Here is a 21,181-nt window from a genome sequence, read left to right on the forward strand (position 1 = left end):
CCACCGTTTCCATGATCTTTCGTTTTCCAGTGCTTCCGTTTTTTTTGGCCTGTTTCGTGGGCTTCGGAGCAGTTTCATGCCGTGCAAAAAAACAGTTTCAATTGCTGACACCCAGCCAGTCGGGTATCAAGTTCGGTAATGCACTCACCATCCACGACACACTCAATATTATTGATAATGAACTGATTTACAACGGTGCGGGCGTGTCGGTGGCCGACTGGAACGGCGATGGCCTGACCGATATTTTCTTTACTGCCAATATGGAAGACAACGCCCTGTACCTAAACCGGGGCGGCCTGAAATTCGAGGACATAACCAAAGCCGCTGGTGTGGGCAAACCCCGCACCTGCTGGTCGGCGGGGTCGACGGTGGTAGACATCAACGCAGACGGAAAATTGGACCTCTACGTGTCGAACATGCTCTACGGGCAGACCGACCTGCGCCGTAACCTGCTCTATGTAAACCAGGGAAACAGGGCTGATGGGGTGTCCACATTTCGTGAAATGGGCCGGGAATATGGCCTCGACAGTGACAGCTATTCCGCCCAGACAGCCTTCTTCGACTATGATAACGACGGCGATCTGGACGCGTATATCCTTGTCAACCAGATGGATATGCAGTTTGCCAACCAATACTTCTCTAAACCCATCCGCGATAGTTCACCCACCGCCGATCACCTGTTGCGCAACGATTTCGACCCCAAACTAGGCCATGCCGTTTTCACCGACGTTTCCAAAGAGGCGGGGATCCAAACGCAGGGCTACGGCCACGGTATTTCGGTCATGGACATCAATCAGGACGGCTGGCAGGACCTGTACGTGACGAATGATTACCTGACGAATGATAATTTGTTTATAAATGAAAAAGGAGGAAAGGAGGAAGGGAGGAAGGGACAGAAACGCCTACGTAAGCAATCCATTTCCTCCTTTTCTCCTTTTCTCCTTTCCTCCCCTTCGCTCTTCACCGACCACGCCCACGACTGTCTGAAACACCAGTCATGGTCGGCGATGGGTAACGACGTAGCCGATATCAACAATGACGGGTTGCTGGATATGATCACCATGGACATGCTGCCCGATGTCAACGAACGAAAAAAAGCCTTAATCCGCGAAAATAGCTACGCTCACTACCAGTTTACACAGCAGTATGGTTATGACTATCAGCATATCAGAAACACCCTTCAGTTAAATCGGGGGCTTGATCCGCAAACGGGCCTGCCCTGTTTCAGCGATGTTAGTCAGATGGCGGGCGTGAACGAAACCGACTGGAGCTGGTGCCCCCTCTGGTTTGATGCCGACAATGATGGCTACCGCGACCTGCTCATCACCAACGGCTTTCCCAAAGATATTTCGGATCAGGATTTTCTGGCCTACCGCAACGACGCGGCTAGTATTCTGACCGACAAAGCTGCCCTGTACCGGATTATTCCCGAAGTGAAAATCGCCAACTATATCTACCGTAACCGGCTGGGCGACGCATCGGGCGATTCGACCAATACGATGGCTTTCGCCGACAAAACCACCGATTGGGGCTTCGATACGCCCACGTTCTCAAACGGGGCTGCCTATGCCGATTTCGACAATGACGGCGATGTAGACGTGGTGATTAACAACACCAATGACTACGCCCATTTGTACGAAAACCACCTCAATGATTCCCAGGCGCCCCCAAATTATCTCCGTATCCGGCTGGCAGGCTCCGCACAAAATCTACTGGGTCTGGGTGCCAAAGTGACCGCCTGGGCCAACGGACAGCTTTTTTATGCCGAACAGAGCATTGTGCGCGGCTACCTGTCCACCTCCGAAGCTACCATCCATTTAGGCCTCGGTAAAATCACCAAACTTGACTCAGTACGGGTGGTATGGCCTATGGGTACGGGCAACGGCGTGGGCCAGCCGGCGGCGACCAGGGCCACACAACGAGTGCAACTGCTGCGAAACGTAGCGGCCAACCAGGTACTGTCGCTTCACTGGCAGCAGGCTACTGAAAAACCAGCCGCGTCTGTTGTGGTCTCCCCAACTAGCTCCTTGACGGCCGTTGATCCGCGCTCGCTGGGCATCGATTATGTGCATGGCGAGGGCGAAACGATTGATTTCAACGTGCAAAAGACCCTGCCACACAAGTTCTCGTCGTTTGGGCCTGTCATGACGAGTGGTGATGTGAATGGCGATGGCCGTGCCGATGTGTTTTTGGGTGGCTCGTCGCGGGTTGAGGGTACGTTTTTGCTACAACAGGCTAACGGGCTGTTTACCAGTCAGCAGCCGAGGGTAAAACAGAGCGTCGGTAAACTAGAGCAGGACGCGGGTGTATTGTTGTTCGATGCTGATGCCGACGGTGACAATGACCTCTATTGCGTGCGGGGCGGGTATCTCGTCAAGCCCAATGCGCTACTGTTGCAAGATGTACTGTATGTGAACGACGGTCGGGGTCATTTTCGCCCCGACAGCCTGGCCCTGCCCCGCGAAACGGCCAACGGGCGCGTAGTGCGGGCCGCCGACATAGACAGAGACGGGGATCTGGATCTGTTTGTGGGGGGCAGTGTGGTACCCAGAGCGTACCCCAAAGCCGACCGGTCCTATCTGCTCCGCAATGATAGTCGGGCTGGCCAGATCCGCTTTACCGACGTTACATTGCAACAGTCTCCTAACCTATTGAACATTGGCATCATCAACGACGCGCAGTGGGCCGACATGGACAATGACAAGCAGCCCGACCTTATTCTGGCTGGCGAATGGATGCCCATCACCATCCTAAAAAACCAACGGGGTCAACTGACAAATACACAAACAAACAGCCCCGCTGGTTGGTGGACATCGCTGTGCGTGGCCGATTTCGACAACGATGGTGATCTGGATATTGTGGCGGGCAACTATGGCCTTAATACCGCATACCATGCGTCGGAAGCTGAACCGCTCTCTGTATATTCCGCCGACTTCGATCAGAATGGCACCTACGACGCTATTCTGGCCCAGTTCGATAACAATCGGCAGGGGCAGCGAAATCTGTATGCCTACCACAGCCGCGATGATTTGATTAAGCAGACCATCGCGTTTCGGCGACGGTTCCTGAAGTATGAAGATTTTGGCAAGGCCACCTTCGCGCAGACGTTGCCCGATGAGTTCCGGCAAAGGGCGACCATGCAGCAGGCTACCCAACTGGCGTCGTGCTACATCGAAAACCAGGGGAAAGGGCAATACCGGCTGGTAGCGCTGCCCGTTGAGGCCCAGTATTCACCCATTATGACCATGAGTGCTGCCGATCTTAATCACGATGGCCTGCCTGATCTGGTGCTGGCAGGCAATGATTTTGGTATGGAAGTCTTTCAGGGCCGGGCCGATGCGGGCTACGGCCTGGTGCTGCTCAACGCGGGCCGGGGCCGGTTTAGGGCGCAGACCCCGCAACAGAGTGGATTTATGGTGCCGGGCGATGCCCGCAGTATAGCCGTAGTGCCAACAATGGGCGGTAAATCAGCACTGCTGGTAAGCCAAAAACGGGACCGACTGCGTCTGTTTATGCTCAAAAATTAAACTTCGAGCGGCCTTTTCCGTCAAACGGGTGTTGTTTTACTAATGAAGCTACAAAATCAGTTTCCCCAATTCAGTATGAAGAAGATCACACTATTGCTGTTGCTGGCCATTCCAGCCCTGTTTTACGCCTGTGGGGTGAGCCGCCAAATCAGCGAAGCCAAAGCCCTCGGCGACTGTAAATACAACATTGTTTCGGCCGATAGTATGCTGGTGGCTGGCTATGACGTGCGGGAGTTTAAGAGCATCCGCAAAATGGAAGATATCAACCCTCTGAAATACCCCCGGCTGGCGGCGGGCCTGCTAACGCGCAATATTCCCTTCAGCACGCGCATCAACCTGGAAATCACTAATCCAACGTTGAAAACGGCCGCGTTGAATCAACTGGAATACCGGGTGCTGTTGGCTGGAAAAGAGTTTGCCAACGGGTTCATTAATCAGCGTATTGAAGTGCCCTCAGCAGGTGGCAAGACAGTCATTCCGGTGCACCTGAAAACCAACGCCTACGATTTGGTGACTGACCCCAGCACACGCGATGCGTTTACCAACGTACTACGCAACCTCAGCGGCGACAAGTCGAGCACTCCCACTAAGGTGACAATCAAGATCAAGCCTACGATAGATATGCTCAACAAGGCCGTGAATTACCCCGGCTATATTACCATCGAGCAGGAACTGACCAGCAACATGCTGGTAGGGGGCAATTAATTAAGGTTTAGCCCAACGGTGATACCGAGCCAGGGTTGGTTTTGGTAGATCCAGAGGGCACGGTTACGGTCGGTGATGGCCTCGATGCCTACAGCGAGGCCCGCCGAAAAGCCGGTGAAACTAAACGTACTGGCCAAACCGTAATTCAACCCCAGGGCCTGATAATCGTCCTGTACGTGCCCCAGGGTGCTGAATCCAGTGATAGTGGCGGGAGCAAAGCACAGAAATCCACCCAGCCCGACGCTGAACGTAGAAATTTCAGAGCGTTGGTTATGTCAGAAATAGACTGTCCATTTTCTTCATCGTTGTGTTATAGTGCACAAAAAATGTGGCCAGCGAATCAGACTTGGCGATCGTCGGGGGATTATCGTATAAATAGCTATCTAGCTATACAGAATCAGGCACTCAGAGCGGGGCTGTTAATACCCATACCAGTCTCCCCACCAGGCGTGGAGGGTTTTGCGAATATCGTTCTCGCGCGGATTCTGACCAGGCTCGTAGAGCTTGTGCCCCTCCAGTTCGTCGGGGAGGTAGTTTTGCTGGCTGAAATTGCCGTTGTAATCATGAGCATATTGATACCCTTTGCCGTAGTCTAACTGCTTCATAAGTTTGGTGGGGGCGTTACGCAGATGCAAGGGTACCGGCAGGTGAGCCGTCTTTTCGGCCAGGGCCATGGCTGCATCTATAGCTACGTAACTCGCGTTGCTTTTGGGCGAGGTAGCCAGGTATACGGCCACCTGCGAGAGAATAATGCGGCCTTCGGGCATGCCGATTACGCGAATCGCCTGCATGGCTTCGGTGGCCATGATCAGGGCCGTGGGATTAGCATTGCCGATGTCTTCCGACGCCAGAATTACCATCCGTCGTGCAATGAAAACAGGGTCTTCGCCCGCTACCAGCATCCGGGCCATCCAATACAGGGCCGCGTTAGGGTCCGAACCACGCAACGATTTAATAAACGCCGAAATGATGTCGTAATGCTGCTCACCGGATTTGTCATAACGGGCAATATTCTGCTGCGCCACGGTTGTCACATACTCGTCGGTAACTACCAGTTCATCAGTACCGATGTGGTTCAACACAACCAGTTCGAGCAGGTTAAGCAGTTTTCGGCCATCGCCACCCGATAGGCGCAGCAGGGCATCGTATTGGTCAATGCGTACCGGGCGTTGTTTCAGAACCGCATCATGCTGCAGGGCGCGGTCTACCAGTTGCACCAGGTCGTTGCGGTCGAGTGCTTCGAGCACGTAAACCTGACAACGCGAAAGCAGGGCACCGTTCACTTCAAACGAGGGGTTTTCGGTGGTGGCCCCGATGAGCGTAATCTGCCCTTTTTCTACGGCCCCCAGCAGGGCGTCCTGCTGCCCTTTGTTGAAACGGTGGATCTCATCGATGAAGACTACCGGCGGAAACATGCCGCTGGGGCGGGCCAGCACATCGCGGATTTCTTTTACCCCGGCATTGATGGCGCTGAGTGCCACAAACGGACGTTTCACGGCCTCGGCCAACAGCAAGGCCAGCGTCGTTTTGCCCACACCGGGCGGTCCCCACAAAATCATGGACGGCAACCGGCCCGATGCCACGGCCATGCGCAGCGACCCACCGGGACCGATCAGTTTTCGTTGACCAATAACCTCGTCCAGCGTGCGGGGCCGTATCCGTTCGGGCAGGGGGATTGTGGCTGTGTTCATACCGCAAAGCTACCAAAAACGAACGGGGCCAGCCGGTCGAACCGCTGGCCCCGCAGGGAGGTTTAGGAATAGAGCAAGGAGTTAAGAAACAAGATGTGACAAGTAAGAGACAAGAAGTTAGCTGTTCACAAGCAATGTCCTGTCTCTTGTCTTTTACATCTTGTTTCTACATTACAGCAGCACTTTATCCGTAGAAACGTGCTTTTTGAGGTTGCAAAGGGCGCCGAAGATGAGGTTATACACCGACTGGATATTGATGTTCATCATCTTCGAAATCTCTTCGTTGCCCATATTCTCGTAGAATTTCAGGTAAACGGCCTCGCGTTGGCGGCGGGGGAGGCGGTCCATAGCACGGCCCAGGCAATCGTTTATGTGGGTTTCTTCTTCGATATGCACCAGCGTCATCTCGTGTGAGCGGTCGCTGTCGGTGAACCCTTCGCCGGGGCGCAAATCGTCGGGATTACAGAATTTCTGATCAGCGGTGATGTGGCGAACGAGCTTTCGCTTGATCGAGGCCATCAGGTAAAAACGGACCGACGTGGTTGGGCCAATATTTTGCCGGTGCCGCCAGAGTTCGACAAACAGGTCGTGAATACAATCCTTAATTAACGCCCGGTCAGGGGAGAAATGGATGCAATAGTGGAAAAGAACGTTGACATATTCCTGATAAAGTTGAGCGAATGCTGACTGGTCGCCAGCCCGGAATTCATCCCACAATTTAATTTCGTCTATTTTGGGCGTATTGCGCTGACGAGCCATTGTTCTGTAGCGAGTTAGTTGAGAGGATTACGGTAAACTTACCATTGAATTGTTCATAACTATAGGGAAAGTACAAAAAAATACTACCTGTATTCAATAAAGGATAAATAGCGCAATAGATGGAAAGAATTGTACAGAATTAGGTGTCACTGCGTGACAAAAACACCCACTATTTGGGCAACGTTAGCGGAGTAAACTTAAACTGATTCCCATCAAACAACCCTTTGTCGCTGAGCTTCAGCGCTGGGATAACCAGTAACGCCATAAATGAAAGCGTCATAAAGGGGGCACTCAGCGTACTACCTAATGTGTGTTTTACAAAATGATCCAGCTCGGCGTATTGAGCCGCTACATCATAGCCGTCTACGTCGGTCATCAGGCCTGCCACGGGCAGTGGCAATAGCTTTTTGATGTGCAGGATGGTGTCTTCCTGGGTGACCACATCAACCGCTGCCAGGCCCCCGCGCGCCATAATGACCGCATTGACGGCATGGCAAAGGCTGTCATCGTCGCAGCCCACGGCGGTGATGTTGTGCGAATCGTGCCCTACCGACGAAGCAATAGCCCCGTGCTTAAGCCCGAAGTTTTTAATGAAACCAACGGAAACGGGTGCGTCGGAATAGCGGTTGACAACGGCAATCTTGAGCAAATCACGGGAGGCATCGGCTACGTAAGCACCCTCTTTTACTACGCCGTCCAGGTGCAGTTCGTTTGTTATAAGCTGACCATCAATGGCCTCGATAACGCGCAGCTGGCCGTAGGGCCGGTGGGCGGGCACCCAGAAATCGGCGGGTTCTTTTACGGAACAGGCAAACTGATTCACATGCTCAGAGCGCAGGTCGGGTAGGAGCGACCGCCCATGATGGGCCACGACCTCGCCATTGATTATCGTTTCCAGCACGTTAAACGTTGTCAGATCAGAGACCACAATGTAGTCGGCCGGGTCGCCTTCGCGAAGTAGCCCCACACTAAGCCGATAATGTAAAACTGGGTTGATGCAAGCCGCCCGCAACACATTCCAGCGGTTATAACCTGACTTGATAGCCCTGACCACCAATTGGTTAACATGGCCTTCGGCCAGGGTGTCGGGGTGTTTATCGTCGGAGCAGAACATGACCAACTGCGGAAACTCGTCGATCAGTGGCATGAGTGCATCGAAATTTTTGGCCGCGCTCCCCTCGCGAATCAGGATGTTCATGCCCCGTCGGGCTTTGTCGAGACCTTCGTCGTAGGTGGTGCATTCGTGGTCGGTTTCAATGCCTGCGTCGATGTAGCGCTGAGCATCGTTACCGCGCAGCCCGGGCGCGTGACCGTCGATGGGCTTGCTAAACGCTTTGGCGTACGCGATTTTCATCATCACGTCGGGATCTTCGTTCAGCACACCGGGGAAATTCATCATTTCGGCCAGGTAGCCGATGTCACGTAGCCCCAGCAGGTAACGCACGTCTTTGACGTTAATGATGGCCCCGGCGGTTTCGAAGGTGGTGGCAGGTACGCAGGAGGGCGCACCAAAGCAGAATTTGAATGGTGTCCGTTGGCCGTCGGTCAGCATGTATTCCACCCCCGGCACGCCCAACACGTTACCGATCTCGTGAGGGTCAGATACCGTGCCTACGGTACCATGCACTACGGCCAGCCGGGCGAACTGAGCAGGTGTCAGCAGCGAACTCTCTATGTGTACGTGGGCGTCGATGAAGCCGGGCAGAATATAGGGTTCTTCGGGGCGTTCGGGTCCGAGACGGTCAATGCGAAGAATGCGGCCATGGTCGAGGTGGATGGTGCCATAATAAATCGACTTGTCAAATAGATTAAGAATGTTGGCCGTTAGCATAAATCGGTGGGTTCGGAAGTCAAATGTTTACATTGGCAGGTAGATAAGCAAACGAAACCGTAAAGTTTTAGCCTACGTACGCGTAGGTATACCCGGCGAATCAGCCGCTTTTTTACCAACATCACTCTTTCGGCAATCTTCATGCCTATGCCTGACCTAATTCTTAAATTACAAGCCACTGATAATGTGATCGTAGCCCTCCAGGACCTGCCCGCCGGTGAACAGGTTGTGCTGGAAAACGATACCTATATCCTGCCCAATGGTGCCCGCGCCAAGCACAAATTCGTGACCGAAGACCGCCAGCCCGGCGACCCTGTGCGGATGTACGGCGTCACGGTGGGGCGGGCCACGCAGCCCATTGCCCGGGGCGAGGTGATCACGACGTTCAACCTTAAACACGAGGCCGATGCCTACGGGATCGCCAAACGGCAGCCCTATACGTATCAGCCGCCCGACGCTTCGGCGTTTGCCCAAAAAACGTTTATGGGCTATCCCCGTGCCGATGGACGGGTGGGAACACGTAACTACTGGCTTGTAATTCCGCTGGTATTCTGCGAGAACCGGAACGTGCTGATGATGAAAGAAGCATTTGAGCGCGAGCTAGGCTACGGCCAAACCGACCGGTACCGTGATCAGGTGCGTGAGATGCTGCACCTCTACCAGCACGGACAAACCGACGTGATCAAAAAGATGCAGCCGTTTGTGGATGCCGAGCAAAACAAGACGCTGACTCAGGCTCCCGAACGGCCCTTTAACAATGTGGATGGCATCCGGTTTCTGACCCACGAAATGGGCTGCGGCGGCACCCGGCAAGACTCGGCTATGCTCTGTGAACTGCTGGCGGGCTACATCAATAACCCCAACGTGGCGGGGGCCACGGTACTCAGCCTGGGGTGTCAGCATCTTCAGGGCGATATGCTGGCGTCGGCGGTAAAGCGGCAGAACCCGCACGGCAAAAAGCCCATATTAATTTATGAGCAGCAGGCGGGTACCGAATACGACATGTTGTCGCAGGCGATAAAAGAAACGTTTCTGCACCTGATCGAGATAAACAAAATTGAGCGGCAACCAACACCCCTCAGCCAGCTTTGTGTAGGCCTCAAATGCGGTGGTTCCGACGGCTTTTCGGGGCTGTCGGCCAACCCGGCTATTGGGCATCTGTCAGACCTGCTGGGGGCATTGGGCGGGCGTACTGTGCTGGCCGAGTTTCCTGAACTGTGCGGAGCCGAACAGAACCTGATCGACCGGATGCCCGACGACGCGCAGGCGCAGAAATTCATTGATCTCATGGAAACCTACGCCGCCCAGGCCGAAGCGGCCGGGTCGGGGTTTGATATGAACCCTTCGCCGGGCAATATTAAAGACGGACTGATCACAGACGCCATCAAGTCGGCGGGGGCGGCGAAGAAGGGCGGGCTGGCCTGGGTGGCCGACGTGCTCGATTACGCCGAACCGGTTACTGCACCGGGCCTGAACTTGCTTTGTACGCCGGGCAACGATGTAGAGGCCACTACGGGCATGGCGGGGTCGGGCGCCAACCTGATTCTATTTACCACGGGCCTCGGCACCCCCACGGGCAACCCTGTTTGCCCCGTCGTGAAAATATCGACCAATACCGCCCTGCAAACCCGGATGCCCGATGTGATCGACTTCGATAGTGGTCCTATCATCAGGGGTGAACAGACCATCGAACAAAACGGCGACGCCCTTCTTAACTGGCTTATCGGCGTGGCCTCCGGCGAGGTCCTGACCAAAGCCGAACAACTCGGACAAAACGATTTTATCCCCTGGAAGCGGGGAGTATCACTTTAAAATTTGGGATTGTGGATTTGGGATTTCGGATTGGTTGCTGACGCGGACGTACCACGGACTTTAGTCCGTATGTGTTCTGATTTTTACGGACTAAAGTCCGTGGTACGTCCGCGTCAGCAACCAATCCGAAATCCCAAATCCACAATCCCAAATCCCTTCATCATGTTCTCTCTTCAAAACAAAACAGCCATCGTGACGGGTGGAGCCAGCGGCATTGGGCTGGCCATTTGCCGGACGTTTGTGCAGGCCGGGGCGCATGTGCATGTGCTGGACCGGGCAATGGACGATCCTGAATCACTTTTTACGGCTATCAGCGACAACGCCGGAGGCATGTCGCTGCATGTAGTTGATGTCAGTGACCAGGCCGACGTGCAGCGCGTGATCGGCGAGATTGCGGGCGAAGGACCGGTGCACATTCTGGTCAACAACGCCGGTATTGCGCATATTGGCAACGCCGAAACCACCACAGAAGCTGATTTTGATCGGGTCTTTTCGGTGAACGTGAAGGGCGTGTACAACTGCCTCAACGCGGTGTTGCCCCACATGCGCGCTGCTGGTGGCGGGGTTATTCTGAACATGGCTTCTATTGCCGCCACGCTGGGTCTGAACGACCGCTTTGCCTATTCCATGAGCAAGGGTGCGGTCCTGAGCATGACACTGTCGGTAGCCAAAGATTATTTGCCCCACCACATCCGCTGCAACTGCATCAGTCCGGCGCGGGTACATACCCCGTTTGTGGATGGTTTTCTGGCCAAAAACTACGCCGGAAACGAAGCCGAGATGTTCGACAAACTATCGAAAGCACAACCTATTGGCCGCATGGGTACCCCAAACGAAATTGCCGCCCTGGCCCTCTACCTCTGCTCCGACGAGGCGGGTTTCGTCACCGGCTGCGACTACCCTATCGACGGTGGCGTGGTGCGACTGAGTACGTAGTAATAAAGCAGGTATGTACCTATGGTTAAGCCTAAAGAACCCGTAGGGTTTAGACTGGCCGGTGTCGTAGCCAGCACCACGGTATAGTATCGCCGGTAAGATCGCAGCCCCACTTTACGTAGTTGCCACTTATACAACAAGAAATTTTCAATTGATGCAACACAAATCTGTATTGGTAGAGGTTGGAAGACTACTTGATGAGTGGGACCCTCTTGAAATTTTACAGCGGTTTAAGCCAATTGATTATGGCATAGATGCTCTTGGAGAATACTCAAGCTATGTGATGCCTGTTATACAGACTTATCTAGCGAATCGACCCATTGAAAATTATTTAATTCAGCTACAAACGAATCTTTGGGACGACCCTAATGAAGAGCAAAGAGCTAGCATTAAAATTACTACGCAGAAAATGGTTTCTCTTTTATCCAAGTATTCAAAATCAGATTTGGCAGAACTACGAGCTTGATACTCTAATTTGAATAATAGTTAGATTGTCACTATTCAAACGATTCTGATAAATCAAGATCTATTCACATTATATAACATTAGTTATACAACGCGTTTGGGAAATTTACAAATGACTGATCAACAGCAAGTTGTTGCTATTGTTAGCGATATTGAGGCTGAGCACCTAATTCACATGCCAAAGGCAAATACGTCTTTTACAGCAATAGCAAAACCGGGAATGGCTTCAGCCGCCAAGGTACCGTCTTTTAATTTTTGGGCTAGGGTGAACTCAGTTCCAGACAGCAGATATTGCTCGATAGCCTCATTGTCAACATCAACAATCCAATATTCGCGCACGCCGTGGAGGGCGTAGTCTGTCATTTTGACGCCGTAGTCCCGGTCTTTTGTACTGTCAGAGAGAATTTCAACGATGAAATCGGGTGAGGGGAAAGCGGATTGTTTCTGACCAAAACTACTGGCAATATCGTCGTTCCAGAAGCAAATGTCGGGTTCATAATCGTTACGAGTCATTCGTACCATTACCTTCTTATAGCCAACCATGCCTAGTCGATTATCATACACGAAAGGGAGTAACCGGCGCGTAATGTTGGTCGAGGCCATCCAATGCCGACCATAGACGGGCGAGTGGTAAATAATTTCACCCAGAATAAATTCAGCTTTCACCCCTTCGTCGGCATCGGCCCAAAATTCATGGCGACGACGTTGTTCATCCTGCCAGGCCTTTTCGGTCTCGTCTAATAATGAACGGAGGTTTGGGGCTTGTAGCAGGGTTTCGACGGTCAGCATTGGTGGTGAATTTGGTGCTGTAATAATAACGAAAAAGCTGTGCTGTTGGGTCGCGTAATACTGGCCGAAACCAGCACCGCGCTACACGTATATCATTTTTCGGGTCATGCCGCCGTCGATGATGAAGTTTTGACCGGTGATGAAATCATTGGCCTCGTCGAGCAAAAACAGAATCATTCGGGCAATGTCGTCAGGCCGGCCAACACGCCCGGCAGGGTGTTGGCTGTGGTCGGCGGGGCTGAGTTTTTCCGCGTCCGGATGCCCCGTTTTCAGGCCCGACACGTCGATCCAGCCGGGGCTGATGCAGTTGGCCCGCACGTCGGGGCCAAGGCTCACAGCCAGCGAGTGCGTCAGCGCAAAAATACCGCCTTTAGAAGCCGAATAACCAAATGTGTCGGGCTCAGACTGGAACGCCCGCGTAGAGCAGAGGCTGATGATGGTGCCGTGCTGTTTGCGCAGGTGCGGAACGGCGTATTTAGCGCACAAAAAGGGTCCCGACAGGTTTACACCAATGGCCTCGTTCCACTCATCAACGCTTAGCTCGTCAATCGATTTGTGATGCATCACCACCGCATTGTTAACGAGCGCGTCGATGCGGCCAAAATGCTTCACGGTATCAGAAATGGCCTTTTTCACGGCTTTTTCGTCTGATACATCGCAGTGTAAAAACTGCGCGTCGGGGTGGGCTGGGCCTAGTTCGGTTTGCACTTCGGCGAGGGCGTCGGGTTGGTTTTCCCAGAGCGAAACGGCGTAGTTGTGGTTGAGCAAAAACTCGGCGGTGGCGCGGCCAATGCCCTGCCCGGCCCCGGTGATAATGACGGTTTTCTTGTTCATAAACAAATAACCTGTTGCGAAACAGAACCGGTTTTGGGACTTGATTTAATGAACTGAACAACGCATGCCGCTAAGCCTTGTCCCGCCTTTTATATCAAATAATATCCCCAATCAATTGCTTCCATTAATCTACGTTATATAAAGTACCGTTTAAAAAAAATAATTATTCCTTGTAAAGGTTAACTAATTTTCAGTGTATTGTATAATTAAGAGTAGTAATCTATCAAATATGTAGTTGCTACTTAGACAAAATAACCAGTTAATAATAACACACCATTCTTGACATGATTAAACCTATCCTCACGGCTAGCCAGCTTTTTTTATTTCTGATTTTATTTACCATCGTGCATCCGTTGTCAGCGCAACAAGGTCCGCCGGGTTTCGAAACGGCACAGTACGGGCAGCGGCTACCGGGTAGAAGCCTCGACCTCGATTTCGATGCCAGCAACCGGATGTATACCTGCGAAAAAGCAGGTCGTGTGTATGTGACGATTAATGGTATACGAGCCAACAATCCTCTGATTGACCTTCGGGAAGAAGTAGACAACTCGTCTGACCGGGGGCTGCTGAGTTTAGAACTGGACCCTAATTTCAGCCTCAACGGGTATGTGTATCTGAGCTACGTAATGGATCGCCATCATCTGTTTTACTACGGCACACCGACCTATGATGCCGACGTCAACGATATGGGCGCCACCATTTTGCGGGTAACGCGCTACACCGTTAGCCCCCAAAGCCTGACGGCTACCAACCCCAATCAGATGAGCGTGGTGCCCGGCAGCAGGCTGGTGTTACTGGGCGAATCGAAGTCGACAAGTGCGCCGGTGCTCGACGGGTCGCACGCGGGGGGCGACCTGGCCTTTGGTGCCGATGGGTCGCTGCTGGTGGCTACCGGCGATGGTGCGGGCCTGAACGGGCGCGATGTGGGCGGTAAAGACAATCCGGGCTACGGCTCCAATTATTGGCAACAGGCGCTCGACGATGGCATTATGACGTTTCGGGAAAACGTTGGTTCCTACCGCAGTCAGCTGCTCGATTCGCATTGTGGCAAGATTTTACGCCTCGATCCCGCCACGGGCAACGGCCTGCCCAGCAACCCCTATTTCGACCCGGCGCATCCCCGGTCGGCGCGGTCGCGGGTGTTTGCGCGGGGGCTGCGAAACCCCTACCGCATGAGTATGCGTCCCGGCACGGGCAGCACCAACCCTGCGGTGGGCCAGCCCGGTTCGCTCTATATTGGCGACGTGGGCTGGAACCGCTACGAAGAAGTGCACGTGATGAAAAGGGCCGGGCAGAACTTTGGCTGGCCTTTTTTTGAAGGATCCAGTTTTGTGGAAGGCCGGTCGGAGTTTTACGTGGTGCCTCCCAACAAAATCGTGAATGCCTCCGACTCCAGCCAGAACATTTACTACAACGCGCTGCCTGATCCGAGCGATTCACTGGCGTTGTTTTCCAAACCTGAATTAGCCATTGGCCATCAACAGCAGGGTGTTACCTACCTTCAGCACGGTGTTCAGGTGAAAATGCCCGATCTCAATTTGCCCTATGCCAACATTACCAACGGCTCAACAGCCATTATTGATGGGGGGTGGACATCCCGCGTGAATACCCTACCCGAAGCGTACCGGAACAAGTACTTTTTCAGTGATTATTCCCGGGGCTGGATTAGCTGCATCAATGTCGATGATGAAGATAACATATTGGAAGTGAAGCATTTTGGTCAGGAATTTAATAATATCATCGGGTTCACCGTAAATCCCAACAATGCCAAGCTGTATATGTTCTACGGCTTCACGATCGACCCGTTTCAGGTCAGTTATACAAGCAATCAGCCACCAGTGGCACGGGCGCAGGCCGACAGGCAGTTTGGTCCCGGTCCGCTGGCAGTACGGTTTAATGGCAGCACGTCGTATGACCCTGAAAAGACGGCTCTTACCTACGTCTGGACTTTTGGTGATGGTGCAACGAGCACCCTGCCCAGCCCTACGCACAGCTACACCGCCCTGGGCGTGCAGACGTATACGGCTACGCTAACGGTAACCGACGCGGGTGGAGCATCGGCGCAGCAGGCAGTGGTAGTATCAGTCAACAATACGCCGCCAGCAATTCTGAGCACCAGCCTCGACAATCTGACCCTGCTGAGTGCTACGACCACTACGTCGCTGGCGCTCTCGGCGGTGGTGAGTGATCAGGAACACGCTGGTAATCAGTTAACCTACCGTTGGCAGGTGATTGAACAGCACAACGATCATGGCCACCCCGAAGCTGACCTGACCACGCCAACGGCCTCTGTGGTGGTGCCACCGCTGGGAACGTGTAGCGGGTTAGAAACTTATTGGTATCGGGTGGTGCTGACGGTGACTGACGCGGCGGGCCTGAGTACCACCGTAACCAGAGACCTCTACCCCGATTGCGGTGGTATGGCCCAGACTATTACGTTTCCGACGCCGGGCAGACGAGCCGTTTCGGCCACGTCATTCCAGCCTGTTGTCTGGAGCAGTTCGGGTCTGCCTGTGATGGTTTATGTGGTGGAGGGACCCGCCTACATGCAGGGCGAAGCGGTATACCTCACCGGACGCGTGGGGCGGGTTGTGTTGCGGGCAGTGCAGTCTGGTGGCAATCTGTTTCGCCCGGCAACGGCTGTAGAGAGGGCGTTTGAGGTCGTAAACAGCACCACCGCCGACCTGAGCCTGCAACTGGCGTTTAACCGCCGTGTTGGTTCGGTCGACAGCACGGTCAAAGTGATGTTAACAGTGGCAAATAGTGGGCCCGATGCCGTATCGAACGTTTTGATCAATAGTCAGTTACCCACTAATTTATCATTCGTCAGTAGTCCTTCGATGACCTACCAAAACGGGGTAGTGTCGGGTATGGTGGCGGTTTCGACGGGGTTTAGCCAAACGCTGGAAATGACCCTTAAGCCCAGGATGGCGGGCCACTACCGGCTTAGTGCCGAACTGGCCAGCACCGACACATTCGACCCCGACAGCCAGGCCGGTTCGGGGACCGGCGACGGAGAAGATGACCAGGCCACCGCCGATTTGCGTACCATTGAAGCCAGCACCGCCAATTGGGTGTCGCCCAATCCTGGTCAGGTGCCATTGCCGCCGTTGCAGCGCAACCAGCCCAGCCCAGTGGCTAACAGAGTAGATCTAAGCCTGAGCCTACAGGTCAGCAGCCGTACACCCGCCGTTGGTCAACCCCTGACAATCACCGCAACCGTTGCCAACGCTGGCAGCCTGACAGCTACCAATGTGGTGGTGCGCGATACGCTCCGGTACCTGACGCTGAGCCTACCTTCGGCGCTGTCGGTGGTAGCAACAGGCACCGACTATGTTGTGGTCGAGGCTACATTTGCCAGGGTTCTACCCCAGCAATCGGCGGTGATGGTGTTTGTAGTGCGGCCAACAAAGACGGGGCCAGGCCGAACGGCGGCGCAGGTATGGTCGGTGGGTGGGCCAGGACCGAATTTGCCCGTCGACGCAGACAGTGTTCCGGGCAATGGTGTTGGCAATGGCGAGGATGATTGCGCGTGGCTGGATTGGCGCGTCCGCTAACGGGTATAGTTAGAGACATGGCCGGGCTTACTTTTGCCACCAACAACCAGCAACCATGAAACTATTCCGCTTTGGCCCCGACGGGCACGAACATCCCGGCGTGCTGCTACCCGACGGCCGCCACATTGACGTAACGCACTTCGGCGGTGATTTTGACGAGATATTCTTTGAGACCGACGGCCCCGCCCGCTTGGCGCACTGGCTCACGGCCCACGCCCCCCACTGCCCCGACATCCCCGCCGATTCGCGCTTTGGGCCGTGTATAAAACGACCGTCCAAGATTATTTGCGTGGGGTTGAATTACGCCAAACACGCCGCCGAAACTGGCGCTACACCCCCCGCAGAGCCGATTTTGTTTTTCAAAGCGACTACCTCGCTCTGCGGACCTAATGACAACGTAGTGATTCCGAAAAAATCGCTGAAAACGGACTGGGAGGTAGAACTGGCCGTGGTGATTGGCAAGCGGGCCAGCTACGTGGAACTTGACGAAGCACTGGACCATGTGGCGGGCTATGCCGTGCTGAACGACTACAGCGAGCGCGAATTTCAACTGGAGCGCGGTGGGCAATGGGACAAAGGCAAAGGTTGCGACACCTTTGCGCCACTAGGTCCGTATCTGGTTACGGCAGATGAAGTGCCGGACCCCAATGCGCTGGGCCTCTGGCTATGTGTGAACGATGAAAAGCTACAGGATTCAGACACAAACGACATGATTTTCAACGTGAAAACACTCGTCAGCTACATTAGTCAGTTTATGACCCTGCTCCCCGGCGACGTCATCTCTACTGGTACGCCCTCGGGTGTTGGTATGGGTTTCAAACCACCCCGCTACCTGAAACCCGGCGACGTAGTAACGTTGGGCATTGAGGGGCTGGGGGAGCAGAAGCAGATGGCGGTGGGGTACCAATGAGGACGTTGGACATTGGACGTTGGTTATGAATTATTTAACGTAGTCCAATATCTAGCATCCAACATACTTAAAGCGTATTCTTAGCAAGACGTTCTCGAAATACCCGGGTCTGGCGTTGGAAAGAGTTCACTCGACTTGTCCATTGGTCAAAGTTCTTTTCGAACAATAGTCGACGTCTTTTGCCAGGATAATTTGCGTCTCTAATTCGCAGGAAGATCCAATTGAGATGTCTAGAAAGTGAATCAACTGAGCGTTTTTTCCCCTACCACATCCTTCTGCAACAGTAGATGGCATCGAAACAGAACATCGCTTTATCTGTGATGTGAGTCCATAGATTTCATCACAAGGATTGTCCAATATCCAACGTCCAGCGTCTAACCTCCTCTCTATGACCATTGACGCACACCAGCATTTTTGGGTCTACACCCCCGAACGCGACGCCTGGCTTACCGACGATATGGCTGCCCTGCGCCGCGATTTCCTGCCTGCCGATCTTGAGCCTGTTCTACGGGCCAATGGTATCGAAGGCACCGTGGCCGTACAGGTGCATCAGTCTGACGAAGAGACCTTGTTTATGGTCAATATGATGCAGGCCTACGGCTTTATTCAGGGCGTGGTAGGCTGGGTCGATCTGCAGGCCAACGACATCTATGACCGGCTGGAGGCCTATTCGCAGTATGAAGAGATTCGGGGTTTTCGGCACGTGGCGCAGGCTGAGCCCGATGACTTTCTGATGCGGCCCAACGTAGTCCGGGGCATCCGGCAACTGGCTGCGTTCGACTTTTCGTACGATATCCTGATCTACCCCAGCCAGCTGAAAGCGGCTTTGCATCTCGTACGGGCGGTGCCCGAAGTGAATTTCGTGATTGATCATCTGGCCAAGCCGGTGATCAGGAAGCAGGAGATCAGCCGCTGGTCGAACTTCATGGCCGAGATTGCCAAACAGCCTAATGTGTCCTGCAAAGTGTCGGGTATGGTGACCGAGGCCGACTGGCAAAACTGGAGTAAAGCCGACCTGTTTCCCTACCTCGACGTGGTGTTTGAACACTTCGGCCCCGACCGGCTGTTATTTGGCTCCGACTGGCCCGTCTGCCTCACCGCCGCCGATTATACACAGGTGAAAACCGTAGTGGAAGAGTACGTATTAAAATGGGGCGATGAAGCCCGTGCCAAGGTCTTTGGCGCAAATGCAACACGGTTCTACCGGCTCTAAACCATGAACCTGAACCTACACGATAAGGTCATTCTGATCACGGGCGGTGCCAAAGGTATTGGCGAAGGCATTGCGCGGGTGCTGCTGGCCGAAGGTGCAACAGTAGCCCTTGTTGACCGTGACGAAGCTGCCCTACAGAAAACAGTAGATAGCTTAACCGAAGCTGGCGGACGCGCTTATGGGTTTTGGGCTGATTTGACTAAGCCAGATGATTGTCAACGGGCCGTAAACGAAGTGCTTAAGAAAACAGATGGGCAGCTGAATGGCCTGGTGAATAACGCGGGCGTCAACGATGGAATCAACTTATCATCAGGTAATTACGAAGCGTTTATGGCCTCCTTGCACAGGAATGTGGTGCACTATTACCTTATGGCCCACCACGCCTTGCCTGCACTAAAAGCAGCGCACGGGGCCATCGTGAATATCACGTCGAAGGTAGCCGAGACGGGGCAGGGGGGGACATCGGCTTATGCCGCCGCCAACGGTGGGCGCAATGCCCTCACCCGCGAATGGGCCGTGGAACTCCTGCCCGACGGTATTCGGGTCAACGCTGTGGTGGTGGCCGAATGCTGGACGCCGCTCTACGAAAACTGGCTCAACACCCTGCCCGACCCTGCCGCTACACTGCGCGATATCACGGCCAAAATTCCGCTGGGACAACGCATGACCACCCCCACCGAAATTGCGAACATGGTGGCGTTCTTACTCTCTGACCTGTCCAGCCACACCACCGGCCAACTCATCCACGTAGACGGGGGCTACACGCATTTAGACCGAGCTGTATAATGCACAATGACTAATGTACAATGTACATTCCCCTATCCTCATGACCCATCCAAACCCTGTTACCACCACCGCTGCGCCAGTCGGAAACGTCAAACTGGCATTTGCACTCATTACGAGTCTGTTTTTTCTGTGGGCATTTGTTCATAACCTGGAGCCAATTCTGATTCCGCACCTGAAGAAAGCATGTCAACTTTCTGATTTACAGTCGGCTTTGATCGACTCGTCGGTGTATCTGGCTTATTTCATCATGGCTATCCCGGCGGGATTGGTGATGCGGAAATATGGGTATAAACGGGGAATCCTGATGGGTCTGGCACTCTATGCGCTGGGGGCGTTTTTGTTTGTGCCCGCCGCCAACACCCGGTTCTATGCCCTGTTTTTGGGGGCACTGTTCATTATCGCGGCGGGCTGTGCATTTCTGGAAACGGCCGCCAACCCCTATGTCACTCTGCTGGGTGCACCCGAATCGGCCACGACACGGCTCAACCTGAGCCAATCGTTTAATGGATTAGGCTCATTTATTGCGCCGTTTTTGGGTGGTAAATTTATTCTCAGCGGCATTGAACATACCCCTGCCGAACTGGCCGGTATGACGCCCGTAGCGCTGAATCAGTACCTGCAATCAGAGGCCGATTCAGTCAAAACGCCGTACATCATTATCGGGCTAGTGGTGTTGGGTGTGATGGGGCTGTTCATAATCACAAAAATGCCCGCCGTGCAGGATCAGGCAGCCGGACGAGTATCGTCGTTGCGGTCGGCGTGGCGCCATCGGCACTTGTCGGGGGCGGTGATTGCCCAGTTCTTTTATGTTGGCGCGCAGGTGTGCGTAACCAGTTTTTTCATCCGTTATGCCAAGTACACCAGCAATATACCTGAGAAACAGGCCGCCGCGTGGCTGGGCTATGCATTGCTGGGCTTTCTGATAGGTCGCTTTGTGGGTACGTTTCTGACGCGGTTCATGCCTGCCAACCGCCTGCTGATGATCTGTTCGGTGGCCTGTATGGTGCTGCTGTTGGGTGCGCTCACCTTCCAGTCTGAACTGGCTGTTTGGGCCGTTTTCGCCGTGCCTTTTTTCGAATCCATCATGTTTCCCACCATCTTCGCACTGGGTATCAACCGGCTGGGTCATGATCGCGAATTTGGCTCTTCGTTACTTGTAATGTCGGTGGCGGGTGGAGCCGTTTTCCCCCTGTTCATGGGCCTCATCTCTGACCGCAGCAATATCCAGATCGCCTACATTGTTCCATTGCTCTGCTTTCTGGTCGTGGCCTGGTACGGCTGGAAGGGTCATATTGTAAAGGAGGAAAGGGAGAAGGGAGGAATGGGGGAAGGGAGCTTCGCGTAAATAAAGAAATCAGCTTTCCTT

At 53.8% G+C, this 21,181-nt stretch carries 17 protein-coding genes; 10 read left to right on the forward strand and 7 right to left on the reverse strand.

From position 1 onward, the window contains the following. The first annotated feature begins 11 nt into the window (after window positions 1-11). Window positions 12-3,527 carry a VCBS repeat-containing protein gene (locus tag J2I47_RS00055; RefSeq protein ID WP_207362501.1) on the forward strand — a complete coding sequence of 1,172 codons (3,516 nt, stop codon included), beginning with the start codon at window positions 12-14 and terminating at the stop codon, window positions 3,525-3,527. A 75-nt stretch (window positions 3,528-3,602) separates the two neighbouring features. Further along, window positions 3,603-4,232: an LEA/WHy family protein gene (locus tag J2I47_RS00060; protein ID WP_207362502.1), complete on the forward strand. Its 630-nt coding sequence runs from the start codon at window positions 3,603-3,605 to the stop codon at window positions 4,230-4,232. Here the strand turns inward: J2I47_RS00060 and J2I47_RS00065 are convergent. The 4 genes from J2I47_RS00065 to ade form a co-directional block, all read right to left on the reverse strand. Further along, window positions 4,229-4,381 (reverse strand): hypothetical protein, encoded by a 153-nt coding sequence (locus J2I47_RS00065; protein WP_207362503.1) that lies wholly within the window; start codon window positions 4,379-4,381, stop codon window positions 4,229-4,231. The two genes, J2I47_RS00060 and J2I47_RS00065, sit on opposite strands and share 4 nt — an antisense overlap. Before the next feature lie 270 nt (window positions 4,382-4,651). Continuing rightward, the gene (locus J2I47_RS00070; protein ID WP_207362504.1) at window positions 4,652-5,923 is read right to left on the reverse strand and encodes a replication-associated recombination protein A; all 1,272 of its coding nucleotides are present in this window, start codon (window positions 5,921-5,923) and stop codon (window positions 4,652-4,654) included. Between the two features lie 171 nt (window positions 5,924-6,094). After that, window positions 6,095-6,682, reverse strand: a complete 588-nt coding sequence (locus J2I47_RS00075) for an RNA polymerase sigma factor (protein WP_207362505.1) — start codon at window positions 6,680-6,682, stop codon at window positions 6,095-6,097. A gap of 169 nt (window positions 6,683-6,851) precedes the next feature. Then, window positions 6,852-8,513 (reverse strand): adenine deaminase, encoded by a 1,662-nt coding sequence (gene ade / locus J2I47_RS00080; protein ID WP_207362506.1) that lies wholly within the window; start codon window positions 8,511-8,513, stop codon window positions 6,852-6,854. Window positions 8,514-8,660: 147 nt separating this feature from the next. Between ade and J2I47_RS00085 the strand changes: the two genes are divergently transcribed. The 3 genes from J2I47_RS00085 (at window position 8,661) to J2I47_RS00095 (ending at window position 11,727) form a co-directional block, all read left to right on the forward strand. Beyond that, window positions 8,661-10,325: a UxaA family hydrolase gene (locus tag J2I47_RS00085; protein ID WP_207362507.1), complete on the forward strand. Its 1,665-nt coding sequence runs from the start codon at window positions 8,661-8,663 to the stop codon at window positions 10,323-10,325. A 162-nt stretch (window positions 10,326-10,487) separates the two neighbouring features. After that, window positions 10,488-11,261: an SDR family NAD(P)-dependent oxidoreductase gene (locus tag J2I47_RS00090; protein WP_207362508.1), complete on the forward strand. Its 774-nt coding sequence runs from the start codon at window positions 10,488-10,490 to the stop codon at window positions 11,259-11,261. Window positions 11,262-11,415: 154 nt separating this feature from the next. After that, complete coding sequence (locus J2I47_RS00095) at window positions 11,416-11,727, forward strand: hypothetical protein (RefSeq protein ID WP_207362509.1); 312 nt, start codon at window positions 11,416-11,418, stop codon at window positions 11,725-11,727. Between the two features lie 170 nt (window positions 11,728-11,897). Here J2I47_RS00095 and J2I47_RS00100 read toward each other — a convergent pair whose 3' ends face one another. Together J2I47_RS00100 and J2I47_RS00105 are read right to left on the reverse strand one after the other, a co-directional pair. Next, entirely contained in the window at window positions 11,898-12,515 is a 618-nt protein-coding gene (locus J2I47_RS00100; protein WP_207362510.1) for a Uma2 family endonuclease, read from the reverse strand. 81 nt (window positions 12,516-12,596) lie between these two features. Continuing rightward, a complete protein-coding gene (locus tag J2I47_RS00105; protein ID WP_207362511.1) occupies window positions 12,597-13,349 on the reverse strand; it encodes an SDR family oxidoreductase in 753 nt (250 codons plus the stop codon). 284 nt (window positions 13,350-13,633) lie between these two features. On the opposite strand from J2I47_RS00105, the gene J2I47_RS00110 reads away from it, so the two are divergent. Both J2I47_RS00110 and J2I47_RS00115 read left to right on the forward strand, forming a co-directional pair. Beyond that, complete coding sequence (locus J2I47_RS00110) at window positions 13,634-16,906, forward strand: PKD domain-containing protein (RefSeq protein ID WP_207362512.1); 3,273 nt, start codon at window positions 13,634-13,636, stop codon at window positions 16,904-16,906. 55 nt (window positions 16,907-16,961) lie between these two features. Continuing rightward, entirely contained in the window at window positions 16,962-17,816 is an 855-nt protein-coding gene (locus J2I47_RS00115) for a fumarylacetoacetate hydrolase family protein (protein ID WP_207362513.1), read from the forward strand. Window positions 17,817-17,942: 126 nt separating this feature from the next. Here J2I47_RS00115 and J2I47_RS26930 read toward each other — a convergent pair whose 3' ends face one another. After that, entirely contained in the window at window positions 17,943-18,212 is a 270-nt protein-coding gene (locus J2I47_RS26930) for a four helix bundle protein (protein ID WP_374759892.1), read from the reverse strand. Between J2I47_RS26930 and J2I47_RS00125 the strand changes: the two genes are divergently transcribed. Genes J2I47_RS00125 through fucP form a run of 3 tightly spaced genes read left to right on the forward strand, consistent with a single transcriptional unit; the run spans window position 18,205 to window position 21,160 of the window. Then, a complete protein-coding gene (locus J2I47_RS00125) occupies window positions 18,205-19,029 on the forward strand; it encodes an amidohydrolase family protein (RefSeq protein ID WP_207362515.1) in 825 nt (274 codons plus the stop codon). The genes J2I47_RS26930 and J2I47_RS00125 overlap by 8 nt on opposite strands. A 3-nt stretch (window positions 19,030-19,032) precedes the next feature. Next, on the forward strand, window positions 19,033-19,815 hold the full coding sequence (locus J2I47_RS00130) for an L-fucose dehydrogenase (RefSeq protein ID WP_207362516.1): 783 nt from the start codon (window positions 19,033-19,035) through the stop codon (window positions 19,813-19,815). A gap of 40 nt (window positions 19,816-19,855) precedes the next feature. Continuing rightward, window positions 19,856-21,160, forward strand: a complete 1,305-nt coding sequence (gene fucP / locus J2I47_RS00135; RefSeq protein ID WP_207362517.1) for an L-fucose:H+ symporter permease — start codon at window positions 19,856-19,858, stop codon at window positions 21,158-21,160. Window positions 21,161-21,181: the final 21 nt, after the last annotated feature.

This window comes from Fibrella rubiginis (assembly GCF_017353185.1).
GTDB lineage: Bacteria > Bacteroidota > Bacteroidia > Cytophagales > Spirosomataceae > Fibrella > Fibrella rubiginis.